This window comes from Kitasatospora sp. NPDC040550, from assembly GCF_055594965.1.
On sequence record NZ_JBVIWC010000008.1, the window covers coordinates 140,599 to 155,725 of the forward strand.

At 71.6% G+C, this 15,127-nt stretch carries 14 protein-coding genes; 12 read left to right on the top strand and 2 right to left on the bottom strand.

All coding sequences use genetic code 11. The features are described 5' to 3' along the window. Window positions 1–4: 4 nt before the first annotated feature. A complete protein-coding gene (locus ACZ58X_RS14545; protein ID WP_470333993.1) occupies window positions 5–649 on the bottom strand; it encodes a TetR/AcrR family transcriptional regulator in 645 nt (214 codons plus the stop codon). A 94-nt stretch (window positions 650–743) separates the two neighbouring features. Between ACZ58X_RS14545 and ACZ58X_RS14550 the strand changes: the two genes are divergently transcribed. Both ACZ58X_RS14550 and ACZ58X_RS14555 read left to right on the top strand, forming a co-directional pair. Further along, window positions 744–1,409 carry a CatB-related O-acetyltransferase gene (locus ACZ58X_RS14550; protein ID WP_470333994.1) on the top strand — a complete coding sequence of 222 codons (666 nt, stop codon included), beginning with the start codon at window positions 744–746 and terminating at the stop codon, window positions 1,407–1,409. A 176-nt stretch (window positions 1,410–1,585) separates the two neighbouring features. Continuing rightward, window positions 1,586–2,557, top strand: a complete 972-nt coding sequence (locus ACZ58X_RS14555; RefSeq protein WP_470333995.1) for a DMT family transporter — start codon at window positions 1,586–1,588, stop codon at window positions 2,555–2,557. A gap of 13 nt (window positions 2,558–2,570) precedes the next feature. Here ACZ58X_RS14555 and ACZ58X_RS14560 read toward each other — a convergent pair whose 3' ends face one another. Beyond that, complete coding sequence (locus ACZ58X_RS14560; protein WP_470333996.1) at window positions 2,571–3,155, bottom strand: hypothetical protein; 585 nt, start codon at window positions 3,153–3,155, stop codon at window positions 2,571–2,573. A gap of 195 nt (window positions 3,156–3,350) precedes the next feature. Here ACZ58X_RS14560 and ACZ58X_RS14565 point away from each other — a divergent pair, with 195 nt between their 5' ends. The 10 genes from ACZ58X_RS14565 (at window position 3,351) to nuoH (ending at window position 15,123) form a co-directional block, all read left to right on the top strand. Further along, window positions 3,351–4,478, top strand: coding sequence for a sensor histidine kinase (locus ACZ58X_RS14565; protein ID WP_470333997.1), 1,128 nt, complete (start codon window positions 3,351–3,353; stop codon window positions 4,476–4,478). Then, on the top strand, window positions 4,475–5,170 hold the full coding sequence (locus ACZ58X_RS14570) for a response regulator transcription factor (RefSeq protein ID WP_470333998.1): 696 nt from the start codon (window positions 4,475–4,477) through the stop codon (window positions 5,168–5,170). Before ACZ58X_RS14565 ends, ACZ58X_RS14570 begins: the two co-directional genes overlap by 4 nt. An 853-nt stretch (window positions 5,171–6,023) precedes the next feature. After that, window positions 6,024–6,383 carry an NADH-quinone oxidoreductase subunit A gene (locus tag ACZ58X_RS14575; protein WP_360239135.1) on the top strand — a complete coding sequence of 120 codons (360 nt, stop codon included), beginning with the start codon at window positions 6,024–6,026 and terminating at the stop codon, window positions 6,381–6,383. A 127-nt stretch (window positions 6,384–6,510) separates the two neighbouring features. Then, entirely contained in the window at window positions 6,511–7,065 is a 555-nt protein-coding gene (locus ACZ58X_RS14580) for a NuoB/complex I 20 kDa subunit family protein (protein ID WP_074005520.1), read from the top strand. Further along, entirely contained in the window at window positions 7,062–7,775 is a 714-nt protein-coding gene (locus ACZ58X_RS14585) for an NADH-quinone oxidoreductase subunit C (RefSeq protein ID WP_470333999.1), read from the top strand. The genes ACZ58X_RS14580 and ACZ58X_RS14585 overlap by 4 nt, the downstream gene beginning before the upstream one ends. After that, entirely contained in the window at window positions 7,775–9,106 is a 1,332-nt protein-coding gene (locus ACZ58X_RS14590; protein WP_470334000.1) for an NADH-quinone oxidoreductase subunit D, read from the top strand. The genes ACZ58X_RS14585 and ACZ58X_RS14590 overlap by 1 nt, the downstream gene beginning before the upstream one ends. A 26-nt stretch (window positions 9,107–9,132) precedes the next feature. Beyond that, window positions 9,133–9,924, top strand: coding sequence for an NADH-quinone oxidoreductase subunit NuoE (gene nuoE / locus ACZ58X_RS14595; protein ID WP_470334114.1), 792 nt, complete (start codon window positions 9,133–9,135; stop codon window positions 9,922–9,924). Further along, window positions 9,924–11,285 (top strand): NADH-quinone oxidoreductase subunit NuoF, encoded by a 1,362-nt coding sequence (gene nuoF, locus ACZ58X_RS14600; protein WP_470334001.1) that lies wholly within the window; start codon window positions 9,924–9,926, stop codon window positions 11,283–11,285. Before nuoE ends, nuoF begins: the two co-directional genes overlap by 1 nt. Continuing rightward, entirely contained in the window at window positions 11,282–13,786 is a 2,505-nt protein-coding gene (locus ACZ58X_RS14605) for an NADH-quinone oxidoreductase subunit G (protein ID WP_470334002.1), read from the top strand. The genes nuoF and ACZ58X_RS14605 overlap by 4 nt, the downstream gene beginning before the upstream one ends. Further along, on the top strand, window positions 13,783–15,123 hold the full coding sequence (gene nuoH, locus ACZ58X_RS14610; protein ID WP_470334003.1) for an NADH-quinone oxidoreductase subunit NuoH: 1,341 nt from the start codon (window positions 13,783–13,785) through the stop codon (window positions 15,121–15,123). Before ACZ58X_RS14605 ends, nuoH begins: the two co-directional genes overlap by 4 nt. Window positions 15,124–15,127: the final 4 nt, after the last annotated feature.

A 15,127-nucleotide genomic window follows, 5' to 3' on the forward strand; every position in this document is an offset into this window, starting at 1 on the left:
GAAGTCAGTTCTCTTTCGGGATAGGCGTGAACAGTCCGGCTCGGGCGGCGAGGGCGGCGGCGTCGGCGGCCCGTTCGGCGGTGCGGGCGTCCAGCGGTTCGCCGGTGACGAACAGCCGGTAGTAGAGCGGGGCGGTGGCGGCCCGGACCACCTCGACGCCGTCCGTCCCGGCGGGAAGGTCGCCGCGTCCAACGGCCCGTTCGGCGACCTCGGCGGCCTGGCGGTGGCGGGCCGCGAAGAACTCGCGCAGGGCGGCCGCGCCGACGTCGGAGCGCTGGGCGGCGGAGATCAGCGCGGTGGGCGTGGGGCCCTGCTCCGGGTCGGTGAAGACGCTGAACACCTCCTGGGTGATTCGGCGGAGATCCTCTTGCAGGTCTCCGGTGTCGGGTAGTGGCCAGGGCTGGTCGGCGGAGGCGGTCAGTGCGTCGGCGATCAGGCCGTCCACTCCGCCCCACCGTCGGTAGAGGGTCGCCTTGTGGACGCCGGACCGTGCCGCGACCGCCTCGGCGGTGAGGCCGTCGTACCCCTTCTCGGTGACCTCGGCGAGCGTGGCGGCGACCACGTCCGCGCGGACCCGGGCGCTGCGCCCGCCCGGGCGTGGGGTGGGTGTGCGGGACGGCTGCCGGGCGGGGGTGCTGGACTCGCTCAAAGTCGACTCCTGTCGCATTAAGGCTTGCTGCGGGGTGGTGGTCGTGCCATGCTCATCGTAATGCGACTCAAGTCGCATTACGAGAGGAGCCTGTGTGACCACCCGTGCCGTCCCCGACCCGACCGCCCTCCACCCGCTCGCCGGCCACGACCGAGTGGTCCTGCTGCGCCCGCTCGTCACCGACCCGAGGATCGAGGTCGGCGAGTACACGTACTTCGACGACCCCGACGGAGCCACCCGCTTCGAGGAACGCAACGTCCTCTACGCCTACGGCCCCGAACGGCTGGTGATCGGCAAGTACTGCGCGATCGCCACCGGCACCCGCTTCCTGATGGCCGGGGCCGCCCACCCGACCATCGGCGTCTCCACCTTCCCCTTCACGATGTTCGGTGGCAGCTGGACCGAGCAGACCCTCGACATCGTCACGGGCCTGCCCAGCCGCGGCGACACCGTGGTCGGCAACGACGTCTGGTTCGGCTTCGGCGCCACCGTCCTGCCGGGCGTCCGGATCGGCGACGGAGCGATCATCGCGGCCGGTGCGGTGGTCACCGCCGACGTCGAGCCCTACACGATCGTCGGCGGCAACCCCGCCCGTCCGATCCGACGCCGCTTCGACGACGCCGACATCGAACGCCTCCTCCGGGCCGCCTGGTGGGACTGGCCGGCCGAGCTCGTCACCGAGCACGTCCGCGCCATCATGTCCGGTACCCCAGCCGACATCGAGGACATCGCCGAGACGAACGGTCTGCTCGCCTCCTGACCCGCCGGCGCCCGGCAGGGGCATTGATCACCGGCGGCCCGGTGCGCGAAGATGGCGCCCCCTTGCTCCACCCCTCGCCCCGTCCCCCGCTGAGCCACACGCCCAGCTCCCGGGTCCGTCCGACGCCGTACGGTCCTCGCACCCGCCGGTTCCGTTCGTACGGAGGGATCCTCCTCATGTGTGCCTCCCTGTCCTCGTCCTCGTCCTCATCGGGCCTTCGTGATCTGCCGGTCCTGCTCGTGGCAGTGGTGTGGGGGTCGAGCTTCCTCGCCGTCCAGCGAGTGGCCGACCCGGAGACGGTCGTGGCGATGCTCGTCCTGCGCTTCGGGCTGGTGCTGCCGCTGCTCGGGGTGGTCGCCCGGCGCTCACTGCGGAAGCTGAGCCGCGCCGAATGGCTCGGCGGCGCCGCGCTGGGCCTGGTCCTCAGCGGGATCTTCCTGCTGGAGACCTACGGCGCCGTGCACACCTCCGCGACCAATGCCGGGCTGATCATCAGCCTCGCGATGGTGCTCACCCCGCTCGGCGAGAGCGCCCTCGGCCGGACCGCGCCGCCGCGGGCCTTCCTCGCGGCCGCCGGGCTGGCCGTCCTCGGCGTAGCACTGCTCACCGGCGACGGCGGGCTGCGCCCTCCGACCCTCGGTGACCTGTTGGTGCTGGCCGCCGCCCTCGTCCGCTCGGCGTACGTCCTGGCGATGGCCCGCACCCGGGCCGTCCGCGACACCGACATGCTCGCCGTCACCTGGGTCCAACTCGCCTCGGCCACCGCAGTGTTCTCCGTGGTCGCGCTGTCCGTCGGGCCCGCACCCTGGACCGTCGCCCGCTCGTACGGGGCTGGCCAATGGGCCTGGCTGCTGCATCTGTCCCTGTTCTGCACCCTGTTCGCCTTCTTCGTCCAGATGTGGGCCGTCCGGGCCACCTCGCCGTCCCGGGTGAGCCTGCTGCTCGGCACCGAACCGCTGTGGGCCGCCGTCTTCGGCCTCACCGTGGCCGGGAACCGGATGGGCCCGCTCGCCCTGCTCGGCGGAGCCCTGGTGCTGATCGCGACCGAGTGGGGGCGGCGGACCGCACCTGCGCCGCGCCCGGCCGCGAACGCGGGCGAGAGCGCACCCGAGGCGGAGGAGCCGAGCCCGGAGCCGGCCCCGGTCTGATCCGTGGCCCTCGTCACCGGCGCCGCCACAGAGCCCGACGGGCGTAGTCGATGGTGACCGCGCCCAGCAGCGGGCCCCAGGCGACCAGGGGCAGGTAGGCGAGAGTCATCACCACGGCGCCGAGGCCGTGTGGCGAATCCACCTCGGCCAGGTTCCGGGCCCAGCCGCCGAACAGGGCGAACAGCCCCAGCCCGGTCAGCACGAGCGCGCCCAACAAGGCCGGAACGACGGCGAACATGGGGCGCACCCGTCGGCCGGCTATCAGCGGGATCCAGCGCGGAACCACCTGCCCCCAGGGCCGGACCAGGCCCAGGGTCAGGAACGCCAGCCCCTCCGCCAGCGCACTCAGCGCCACGCAGTAGACCGTGCCCCAGCCCGGCTGGTGCTCCGCGTACGCCGCGGCCGTCGCCCCACTGAACCCGAGCGGGACGCCGAAGCCGAAGACGACCCGCCACAGCCCCGAGGGAACCGTGCTGAGCGCGGCGGCCGTGGCGGCGATCCGGGCCCAGCGCGGGGCGGGCGGGACGTCCCGGTCGACCGCGTTGACCGGGGCCATCCGGTGGTCGGATACGCGGGCATTGATCACGAGCTTCGACATGGCGGTGCACTCCCTTCGGCTCCGGCCCCGTGGCCGGTGCGATGACTCAAGACTGGCGGCCGGGACGGACTGGCGGCAGATGCCGATCGGGCTGTTCCTCCTGCTCAACTGCCCTTTGAAATGTGCCGATCGGCACAGGTGCGCCGCCCCTCCCGCGCCGTAATGTGACGGCAGTCGAAGAGTCGAGGAGAGGTGATGACGATGACTCAGATCCTGTCCGGGGTCGTCCTGGTCCTAACACTGCCCGCCTGGTCGGCGCGGGGCCGCCGTGGCACGGCAGCCGTGACCTTGGCGCTCGGGGTGTCCTCGGTGGTGGTCACGGCCGCCGTCTGGATCCTCGGCCGCTGGGCGGAGGGCGACCGCTGGGCCGGACTGCTCGGCCTGGTCGAACTGGCCGTCCTGCTGCTCTCGGTGGTCATCACCCTGCGCGCCGAGGACGGCCCGCGGTGCGCGCTGGCGGCCTGGACGGCGTGCGGAGCGGTCGCCCTCTGGCTGACCAGGTTCGCGTTCGTCGAAGGGCCTGGGGACGTCCTCACGATCTTCGGCTTCGGCTCGGCGCTCTCCCTGCCGGCCGTCCTGATCGGGCTCTACCTGAGGGGTCTGGACGAGGGGCGCGCCAAGGCGGTGGTCGAGGCCAGGCGGGCCCAGCGGCTCGAACTGGCCCACGACCTCCACGACTTCGTGGCGCACGACGTCAGCGGCATGGTGGCCCAGGCCCAGGCCGGCGCCTACCTGGCCTCGGTCGACCCGGCCCGAGCGGTGGCCATGTTCGAACGGATAGAGCAGGCCGGGCAGCGGGCCCTGGCATCGCTGGACCGGACGGTCCAGCTGCTGCGCACGGAGGAGGGGACCGGGCGCGGCCCACAGCCGGGGCTGTCGGAACTCGCGGAGGTGGCCGAGCGGTTCACCGCCGCGGGCGGCGCGGAGGTCCGGCTGGAACTGCCGGAGCAGCCGGTTCCGAGGGAGCTGGGCGGGACGGTCCACCGGATCGTCGTCGAGGCGCTGACCAATGTCCGACGGCACGCCCAGGGCGCCGCACGGGTCGACGTCCGGGCACGCCGTGTCGGCGAGTGGCTCGAGCTGACCGTGACGAACGACGGTCGGTCGACGGGGGCGGCCAGTCGGCCCCGTCGCGGCGGTGGCAGCGGACTGCCCGGTCTGGCCGCGCGGGTGGAGGCACTCGGCGGCACCTTCGAGGCGGGAGCGCATGAGCGGGAGGCCTGGTGCGTGACGGCGAGGCTGCCGCTGGCAGGGCGGGAGGAACCGGAGCGGTCGGAGACTCCGACGAGGACGAGTGCGGGTGCAGGGGAGAAGAGCGGATGAGCAGCAGCGCAAAGCCGATCCGGGTCCTGGTCGCGGATGACCAGGCGGACATCCGCAGTGCGTTCAGGATGATCCTGGACGCCCAGCCGGACATGACGGTGGTGGCCGAGGCCGCGGACGGTGCCGGGGCGGTACAGGAGGCTAAGAGGCTGCGGCCGGACGTGGTGCTCGCGGACATCCGGATGCCGAAGCTCGACGGTCTGGAGGTCACGCGGCAACTCGCCGGTCAGTGCAAGGTGATCGTGGTGACCACCTTCGACCTGGACGAGTACGTGCACACGGCCTTGCGGCACGGCGCGGCGGGCTTCTTGCTCAAGCGTTCGGGGCCGGTTCTGCTGATCGAGGCGGTCAGAGCGGCGATGGCCGGTGACGCGTTGATCAGTCCGCAGGTCACTGTGCGGTTGTTGCAGCACATGACGCTGCCGGGGGCCGCCCCGATGCCTGGGTCCGCGGGTGGAGCAGGCCTGCTGGGTCCGTTGATAGCCGGCCCGGTGGAAGAACTGACCGAGAGGGAAAAGGAGATCGCTGAGCTGGTGGCCGATGGAGCGACCAACGCCGAGATCGGCGCCGGGCTCTTCATCTCACCGGGAACCGTGAAGAACCACCTCGCCAACATCCAGCGCAAGCTCGGTGCCCGTAACCGGGTGGGCATCGCGGCCTGGGTGTGGGAGCAGGCAGTCGGCAACCGGTAGCCGGCCCCTGGCCCGAAGGGCGAGAGCGGAACGACGGAGGCGGCCTGCGCCAGAGCGTGGCCCGAGAGCGAGAGGGAGGCAGGGCAGAGGAGGAGGCGGGCCGAGGGATCCGAGGGCCGCAGCGGAACGTTGGGCCTGCCCTATACGGGAGGCGGCGCCGCGAGGGCGGCGGGTGAAGCGGAGGCGGAGGAGGCGGAGGGCAGGCCCCCAGGGGCCCACAGGCTGCCAGGGCTGCGAGCGCGCAGCAGCCCCGCGCTGGGACCGGCCGGCCCAGCGCAGGTGACACCGGCAGCTGGTGGGCAACCCTGGCGCGGGCGGCGGGCGGCGGGCGGCGGGCGGCGGGCGGCGGGCGGCGGGCGGCGGGAGGGGGAGGGGGAGGGGGAGGGGGAGGGGGAGGGGGAGGGGGAGGCCCCCACGACAACATCGCGCGCTTGTGAACAAAGGGTCAAGCAAGCGTTCCTCCCCCCACCACCCCTCCGAGTGAGCCGCTATAACACGTCAACATGACGCTCCGAAATTTGCTATCCCCGGAGCATAGTTGATATAGGAATGCGCCTCTGACCAGCCGCTTCCAAGATAAATGCGACTACTTGTGACCATTTGACTCCTTTGCGTTGACAACTCTGGGCATGTTCACATTCGCCACCATTCACATGGTGTCGTAGATCACAAAGATGACGATGAACTGCGTGTCGCAGATCACAAGCCACCGGGCATAGGATGCGCTCGTTCCAGGCTTTGTGAACTGCCTCACATGAGGTGGATCTCGGGAACTGGAACGCGGGTTCACCTCAGCGTGACCCGCCGGTTCCGATCTGCAGTCAAGGACGACTGGACGGAGGGAGCGGGGGCTATGAATGCCTACGCGCCGATCCTCGTACTCGGTGCCATCGCGGCGGCGTTCGCGGTCGGTTCCGTCGTGATGGCCTCACTCACCGGCCCCAAGCGCTACAACCGGGCCAAGTTGGAGGCGTACGAGTGCGGCATCGAGCCGACCCCGCAGCCCGTGGGCGGCGGTCGGTTCCCGATCAAGTACTACCTGACGGCGATGCTCTTCATCGTCTTCGACATCGAGATCGTCTTCCTCTACCCCTGGGCGGTGACCTTCGACTCCCTGGGGCTCTTCGGGTTGGTCGAGATGCTCCTGTTCATCGCCACCGTCTTCGTCGCGTACGCCTACGTCTGGCGGCGCGGCGGCCTGGAGTGGGACTGAGGCAGGGGTGGCGCCGCCGCCCTTGTGAACGAGCGGACAAGCTCGGACGGGCCGGACGTTCCCCCGGACGCTCCGCGGGCGCATCGCCGGACGTACCAGAGGACTTGAGGGCATTGAGAGGGATCTGATGGGAATCGAGGAGAAGCTGCCGAGCGGCTTTCTGCTCACGACCGTGGAGACGGCCGCCGGCTGGGTGCGCAAGGCGTCACTCTTCCCGGCCACCTTCGGTCTGGCCTGCTGCGCGATCGAGATGATGACCACCGGTGCCGGCCGCTACGACCTGGCCCGGTTCGGGATGGAGGTCTTCCGGGGCTCCCCCCGGCAGGCCGATCTGATGATCGTGGCGGGCCGGGTGAGTCAGAAGATGGCCCCGGTGCTGCGCCAGGTGTACGACCAGATGCCCAATCCGAAGTGGGTCATCTCGATGGGCGTCTGCGCCTCCTCCGGCGGGATGTTCAACAACTACGCGATCGTGCAGGGCGTCGACCACATCGTCCCGGTGGACATCTACCTGCCCGGTTGCCCGCCCCGCCCGGAGATGCTGATGGACGCCATCCTGAAGCTGCACGACAAGATCCAGCACGAGCCGCTGGGCGTGAACCGGCGCCGCGCCGAGGAGTTGGGCGAGGCCCTGGCCCTCAAGGCGACCCCGATCAGCGAGATGCGGGGGCAGCTGCGATGACCGAGCAGGTACCCGAGACCCGCCGCGAGCAGCCGCCCCGGGAGATCCCGGTCGAGGTGGTCGGCCGCCGGCAGGGCATGTTCGGCGCCGACGGCACCGGCGACACCTCCGGCTTCGGCCGTCTGGCCGCCCCGATCGTGCTGCCCGGCCCGAGCGAACGCCCGTACGGCGGCTGGTTCGACGAGGTCGCCGACGAGTTCGAGGGCGCGCTGGAGGAGCAGGGCCTGGACCCGGCCGAGGTGATCGAGAAGACCGTGGTCGACCGCGGCGAGCTCACCTTCCACCTGGACCGCACCCACCTGTTGAGGGCGGTGCGCATCCTGCGCGACGACCCGGCGCTGCGCTTCGAGCTGTGCCTGGGCGTGAGCGGGGTGCACTACCCGGGCGACCGGGGCCGCGAGCTGCACGCGGTCTACCACCTGCGTTCGATCACCCACGGCCGGCTGATCAGGGTGGAGGTCACCGCCCCGGACGCCGACCCGCGGATCCCCTCCGTGGTGAGCGTCTACCCGACCAACGACTGGCACGAGCGCGAGGCCTACGACTTCTTCGGCCTGGTCTTCGACGGCCACCCGGCGCTCACCCGGATCATGATGCCGGACGACTGGCTGGGCCACCCGCAGCGCAAGGACTACCCGCTTGGCGGCATCCCCGTCGAGTACAAGGGCGCCCAGATCCCGGCTCCCGACCAGCGGAGGTCGTACAGCTGATGAGTACTCAGCACTACGAGGAAGCAGACGCCCGCGACACCACCGAGGGCCGGGTCTTCACCGTCACCGGCGGCGACTGGGGCGAGGTGGTCGAGGCGGTCGGCCGGGCCGACGACGAACGCATCATCGTCAACATGGGCCCGCAGCACCCGTCCACCCATGGCGTGCTGCGGCTGATCCTGGAGATCGACGGCGAGACGGTGAAGGAGGCCCGCTGCGGCATCGGCTACCTCCACACCGGCATCGAGAAGAACATGGAGTTCCGCAGCTGGGTCCAGGGCACCACGTTCGTGACCCGCATGGACTACCTGACCCCGCTGTTCAACGAGACCGCCTACTGCCTGGCGGTCGAGAAGCTGCTCGGCATCACCGACGACGTCCCGGACCGGGCCAGCGTCATCCGGGTGATGATGATGGAGCTCAACCGGATCGCCTCGCACCTGGTCTGTCTGGCCACCGGTGGCATGGAGATCGGCTCCACCACCCTGATGATCTACGGCTTCCGGGACCGCGAGCTGATCCTGGACGTCTTCGAGCTGGTCACCGGCCTGCGCATGAACCACGCGTACGTCCGCCCCGGCGGGCTGGCCCAGGACCTGCCGCCCGGCGCCGTCGACCAGATCCGCGAGGCGGTCCGCACCTTCCGCTCCCGGATGCACGAGTACGACAAACTTGCCACCGGCAACCCGGTGTTCAAGGCCCGGCTGGTCGACGTCGGCTTCCTGGACCTGGCCGGCTGCCTGGCCCTGGGCGCCACCGGCCCGATCCTGCGCGCCACCGGCCTGCCGCACGACCTGCGCAAGACCGATCCGTACTGCGGCTACCAGGACTACGACTTCGAGGTCGCGGTCGCCGACACCGCCGACTCCTACGGCCGGTTCCTGATCCGGCTGGAGGAGATGAAGCAGTCCTTGCGGATCGTCGAGCAGTGCCTGGACCGGTTGCGCCCGGGCCCGGTCATGGTGGCCGACAAGAAGATCGCCTGGCCGGCCCAACTGGCCGTCGGCCCGGACGGGATGGGCAATTCGCTCGACCACATCCGCAAGATCATGGGCAGCTCGATGGAGGCCCTGATCCACCACTTCAAGCTGGTCACCGAGGGCTTCCGGGTCCCGGTCGGCCAGGCGTACACGGCGGTCGAGTCGCCCAAGGGCGAGCTGGGCGTGCACGTGGTCAGCGACGGCGGGACGCGCCCGTACCGGGTGCACTTCCGGGACCCGTCGTTCACCAATCTGCAGACGATGGCGGCGATGTGCGAGGGCGGCCAGGTGGCCGACGTGATCGTCGCGGTGGCCGGGATCGACCCGGTGATGGGAGGCGTGGACCGGTGACCGACGTCGAACTGGGACTGCCGGCGATGCCGGCCCCGCCGTACCCGGAGGAGGTGCGCTCCCGGCTGGCCGCCGACGCCGCCGAGCTGATCGGCCGCTACCCGCAGGCCCGCTCGGCGCTGCTGCCGCTGCTGCACCTGGTGCAGGCCGAGGAGGGCTTCGTCAGCGCGACCGGGATCCGGTTCTGCGCCGAGCAGTTGGAGCTCACCACGGCCGAGGTCACCGCCGTCGCCACCTTCTACACGATGTACCGGCGGCGCCCGGCCGGGAGGTACCACGTCGGGGTCTGCACCAACACCCTGTGCGCGGTGCTCGGCGGGGACCGGATCTTCGCCGACCTCCAGGAGCACCTGGGCATCGGCAACAACGAGACCACCGAGGACGGTGAGATCTCGATCGAGCACATCGAGTGCAACGCCGCCTGCGACTACGCCCCCGTGGTGATGGTCAACTGGGAGTTCTTCGACGACCAGACCCCGCAGAGCGCCCGCCGGCTGGTCGACGACCTGCGGGCCGGCCGCGAGGTGCGGCCCACCCGCGGTGCCCGGCTGTGCGGTTTCAAGGAGACCGCCCGGATCCTGGCCGGCTTCCCGGACGAGCGTCCGGGTGCCAACGACGAGTCCGGCGCCGGCGGCGCCCCCTCGCTGGCCGGGCTGCGGCTGGCGCGCGGCGAGGCCCTGCCGGGTACCGCCGGCACCAAGGTGGTCTCCCCCCGTCACGAGGCCCCCCGCCACGGGGAGCCGGGCCACGGGGAGCCGGGCCACGGGGAGCCGAGCCACGAAGGCAAGGCCGACGGCCAGGAAGGGACCGAAGCGTGATGACCTCCGCCGAGCCGGCCGAGAAGCTGCTCACCCCCGTCCTGTCCGACCCCTGGGACGACAGCCGCCCCTGGACCCTCGCCACCTACCGCCGCCACCACGGCTACGAGGGCCTCGAGGCGGCCCTCGCGATGCCCCCGGATGACGTGATCGCCCTGGTCAAGGACTCCGGTCTGCGCGGTCGCGGCGGCGCCGGCTTCCCCACCGGGATGAAGTGGCAGTTCATCCCGCAGAACGACGGCAAGCCGCACTACCTGGTGGTCAACGCGGACGAGTCCGAGCCGGGCACCTGCAAGGACATCCCGCTGCTGTTCGCCAACCCGCACTCGCTCATCGAGGGCATGATCATCGCGTCCTACGCGATCCGCTGCGACCACGCCTTCGTCTACCTGCGCGGCGAGGTCGTCCCGGTGCTGCGCCGGCTGCACGCCGCGGTCGCCGAGGCGTACGCGGCGGGACTGCTCGGCCGGGACATCCTCGGCTCGGGCGTGAACCTGGACATCACCGTCCACGCCGGCGCCGGCGCCTACATCTGCGGCGAGGAGACGGCCCTGCTGGACTCGCTGGAGGGCCGGCGCGGTCAGCCGAGGCTGCGCCCGCCGTTCCCGGCGATCGCCGGCCTGTACGCCTGCCCGACCGTGGTCAACAACGTCGAGTCGATCGCCTCGGTGCCGCCGATCCTGGCCCGCGGCAAGGAGTGGTTCAAGGGCCTGGGCACCGAGAAGTCCCCGGGCTTCACGCTGTACTCGCTGTCCGGCCACGTCACCAACCCCGGCCAGTACGAGGCCCCGCTCGGCATCACGCTGCGCCAGCTGCTGGACCTCTCCGGTGGTGTCCGGGCCGGGCACCGGTTGAAGTTCTGGACCCCGGGCGGCTCCTCCACCCCGATGTTCACCGACGAGCACCTCGACGTCCCGCTGGACTACGAGGGCGTCGGCGCGGCGGGTTCGATGCTCGGCACCAAGGCGCTGCAGGTCTTCGACGAGACCACCTGCGTGGTGCGGGCGGTGACCCGCTGGACGGAGTTCTACGCCCACGAGTCCTGCGGCAAGTGCACCCCCTGCCGGGAGGGCACCTACTGGCTGGTCCAGCTGTTGAAGCGGATCGAGGCGGGTGAGGGCGTCGAGGGGGACCTGGAGAAGCTCCTCGACATCGCCGACAACATCAACGGCAAGTCCTTCTGCGCGCTGGGCGACGGCGCGGCGAGCCCGATCGTCTCCTCGCTCCAGCACTTCCGGGCCGAGTACGAGCGGCACCTGGCCGAGCGCCGCTGCCCGTTCGACCCGGCCGCCTCCACCGTCTGGGCCGACGGCCCCCGCCCCGGCCACCAGTCCGCCACCGAGAGGGAGGTGCACGCGTGACGATCACCGAGCCGGCCGCCTCCACGAACGACGGAGCCGCCGTCGAACTGGTCACGCTCACCATCGACGGCGTCGAAGTGAAGGTCCCCAAGGGCACCTTGGTGATCCGGGCCGCCGAGACCATCGGTACCCAGATCCCGCGCTTCTGCGACCATCCGCTGCTGGATCCGGCCGGCGCCTGCCGGCAGTGCATCGTGGAGGTCGAGGGCCAGCGCAAGCCGGTCGCCTCCTGCACGATCCCGGTCGCCGAGGGCATGGTGGTGCGCACCCAGCTGAGTTCGCCGGTGGCCGAGAAGGCGCAGCGCGGCGTGATGGAGCTGCTGCTGATCAACCACCCGCTGGACTGCCCGGTCTGCGACAAGGGCGGCGAGTGCCCCTTGCAGAACCAGGCGATGAGCAGCGGCGCCGCGGACTCCCGGTTCGAGGGGATGAAGCGCACCTACGCGAAGCCGCTGCCGATCAGCAGCCAGGTGCTGCTGGACCGGGAGCGCTGCGTGCTGTGCGCGCGCTGCACCCGGTTCTCGCAGCAGATCGCCGGGGACCCGTTCATCGACCTGGTGGAGCGCGGGGCGCTGCAGCAGGTGGGCACGGGGGAGGGGGACGACTTCGAGTCGTACTTCTCCGGGAACACCATCCAGATCTGTCCGGTGGGTGCGCTGACCTCGGCGGCTTATCGTTTCCGCTCGCGCCCGTTCGACCTGGTGTCCTCGCCGAGCGTGTGCGAGCACTGCTCGGCGGGTTGCGCGCAGCGCACCGATCACCGGCGGGGCAAGGTGCTGCGCCGGCTGGCGGGCGAGGACCCGGCGGTGAACGAGGAGTGGAACTGCGACAAGGGCCGTTTCGCGTTCCGTTACGCCCAGCAGCGGGACCGGTTGACGACCCCGCTGGTGCGGGTGGACGGCGAGCTGGTGCCGGTCTCCTGGCCGGAGGCGTTGCGGCGGGCCGCGGAGGGCCTGCGCGGGGCGCGTACGGGTGTGCTGGCGGGCGGCCGGGTGACGGTGGAGGACGCGTACGCGTACGCGAAGTTCGCCCGGGTGGTGCTGGGCACCAACGACGTGGACTTCCGGGCCCGCCCGCACAGCGGTGAGGAGGCGGACTTCCTGGCCGCGGCGGTCGCCGGGCGCGGGGTGGACGTGGACGGTTCGGGCGTCGACTACGCGGGGCTGGAGCAGGCTCCGGCGGTGCTGCTGGCGGGGTTCGAGCCGGAGGAGGAGTCGCCGATCGTCTTCCTGCGGCTGCGCAAGGCGTCCCGGGGCAACGGCGTCAAGGTGTTCTCGGTGGCGTCGTTCGCCTCCCGGGGGCTGGCGAAGCTGCGCGGGGCGCTGCTGCCGGCGGCGCCGGGGACGGAGCCGGAGTGGTTCGCGGCGCTGGCGGCGGACGAGCCGTTGAACGACGAGGCCGGGCGGGCGGCCGAGCTGTTGCGCCGGCCGGGTGCGGTGATCCTGGCGGGTGAGCGGCTGGCGTCGGTGCCGGGCGCGTTGACGGCGGTGCTGCGGTTGGCGCACGCGACCGGGGCGGCGCTGGCCTGGGTGCCGCGCCGGGCCGGGGAGCGCGGGGCGGTGGAGGCGGGTGCGCTGCCGGGTCTGCTGCCGGGCGGCCGTCCGGTGGCGGCCGAGGCGGCGCGGGCGGAGGCGGCCGCGGTGTGGGGGGTGGCGGAGCTGCCGTCGCGTCCGGGCCGGGACACCGGCCAGATCCTGACCGCGGCGGCGCGGGGCGATCTGGAGGCGCTGCTGGTCGGCGGGGTGGATCCGGACGACCTGCCGGATCCGGCGTTGGCCGGGGAGGCCCTGGCGGCGGTGCCGTTCGTGGTGTCGTTGGAGCTGCGGCCGTCGGCGGTGACCGAGCGGGCCGACGTAGTGCTGCCGGTGGCGGCGGTGGCGGAGAAGGCGGGGACGTTCCTGGACTGGGAGGGCCGGGTGCGGATGTTCGAGGCCGCGCTCAAGCCGGACCAGCAGATGGGCCGTCACCTCCAGTCGGACCTGCGGGTGCTGGCGATGCTGGCGGACGCGCTGGGGCACCGGCTGGGCCTGGCGGACGTGCGGGCGGCCCGGCTGGAGCTGGACCGCTTCGGGCCGTGGCGGGGTGACCGCGCGGCGGATCCGGCGGCGCACCCGGGTGTGCTGCCGCGTCCGGCCACCGGTCAGGCGGTGCTGGCGGGTTGGCGGCTGCTGCTGGACGGGGGCTCGTTGCAGGACGGGGATCCGCATCTGGCGGGGACGCGGCACCGGGCGGTGGCCCGGGTGTCGTCGGCGACGGCGAAGGAGGTCGGCGCGGACGCCGCGGGTGCGCTGCGGCTGACCGGGCCGGCGGGTTCGCTGGTCCTGCCGCTGGAGGTGACCGAGTCGGTCCCGGACCGGACGGTCTGGGTCCCGCTCAACTCCACGCCGGGCGGCGCGCACCGCGCGCTCGGCACCACCGTCGGCCATCTGGTGACGATCGCCGCGGCCGAGCTCGCGCCGGTCGCCGTCGAGGGCGGGGCCCGGGAAGGGGAGGTCCGATGACGACTCCGCAGCCGTACGAGACGCTCCACTTCTTCGGCCAGGACCCGTGGTGGCTGGTGCTGTTGAAGGCGGTGTTCTGTTTCGCCTTCCTGGTGCTGACGGTGCTGGTGGCGATCGTCTGGGAGCGCAAGGTGGTGGCCTGGATGCAGTTGCGCATCGGGCCGAACCGGCACGGGCCGTGGGGTCTGCTGCAGTCGCTGGCGGACGGGGTGAAGCTGGCGCTCAAGGAGGACCTGGTCGTCAAGGGCGCGGACAAGGTGGTCTACGTCCTGGCCCCGATCGTCTGCGCGATCCCGGCGTTCATGGCCTTCGCGGTGATCCCGTTCGGCCCGGCCGGCGAGGAGGTGTCGGTCTTCGGCACCCGGACGCCGCTGCAGCTGACGGACTTCCCGGTGGCGCTGCTGTACATCCTGGCCACCGCCTCGATCGGCATCTACGGGATCGTGCTGGCCGGTTGGTCCTCCGGTTCGACGTACCCGCTGCTGGGCGGGTTGCGGTCGGCGGCGCAGATGATCAGCTACGAGATCGCGATGGGCCTGTCCTTCGCGGCGGTGTTCGTCTACTCGGGGTCGATGTCGACCTCGGAGATCGTGGCGCACCAGCAGCCGAAGTGGTTCGCGGTGCTGCTGCCGGTGTCGTTCATCGTCTACATCATCGCGATGGTCGGGGAGACCAACCGGGCGCCGTTCGACCTCCCGGAGGCCGAGGGCGAGCTGGTGGGCGGTTTCAACACCGAGTACTCCTCGTTGAAGTTCGCGATGTTCATGCTGGCCGAGTACGTCAACATGGTGACGGTCTCGGCGGTGGCGTCGACCCTGTTCCTGGGCGGCTGGCGGGCCCCGTGGCCGGTGTCGGCCTTCTGGGAGGGCGCCAACCACGGCTGGTGGCCGATGCTGTGGATCACCGTGAAGATCCAACTGCTGCTGTTCTTCTTCATCTGGCTGCGCGGCACGCTGCCGCGGTTGCGCTACGACCAGTTCATGAAGCTGGGCTGGAAGGTGCTGATCCCGGTCTCGCTGGTGTGGCTGGTGCTGATCGCGAGCGTGCGGGCGCTGCGCAACGAGGGGTACGGCTTCGGCCAGGTGGTGCTGTACGTGGGCGCGCCGGTCGGCGCGATCCTGCTGCTGGCGCTGGTCCGGGACTTCCTGCGGAAGGAGAAGGAGCCCGGTCAGGAGCAGGAGGCCCCGGGGGAGGGCGAGTTCGATCCGATGGCGGGCGGGTACCCGGTGCCGCCGCTGCCCGGGCAGGTGCTGCCGCCGGTGCCGCGCCGGCCGGGCCGGGCCCCGAAGCAACTCCAGGACGCCCTCAACGGGGCCGACCATTCCGAAGGGAGCTGATCCG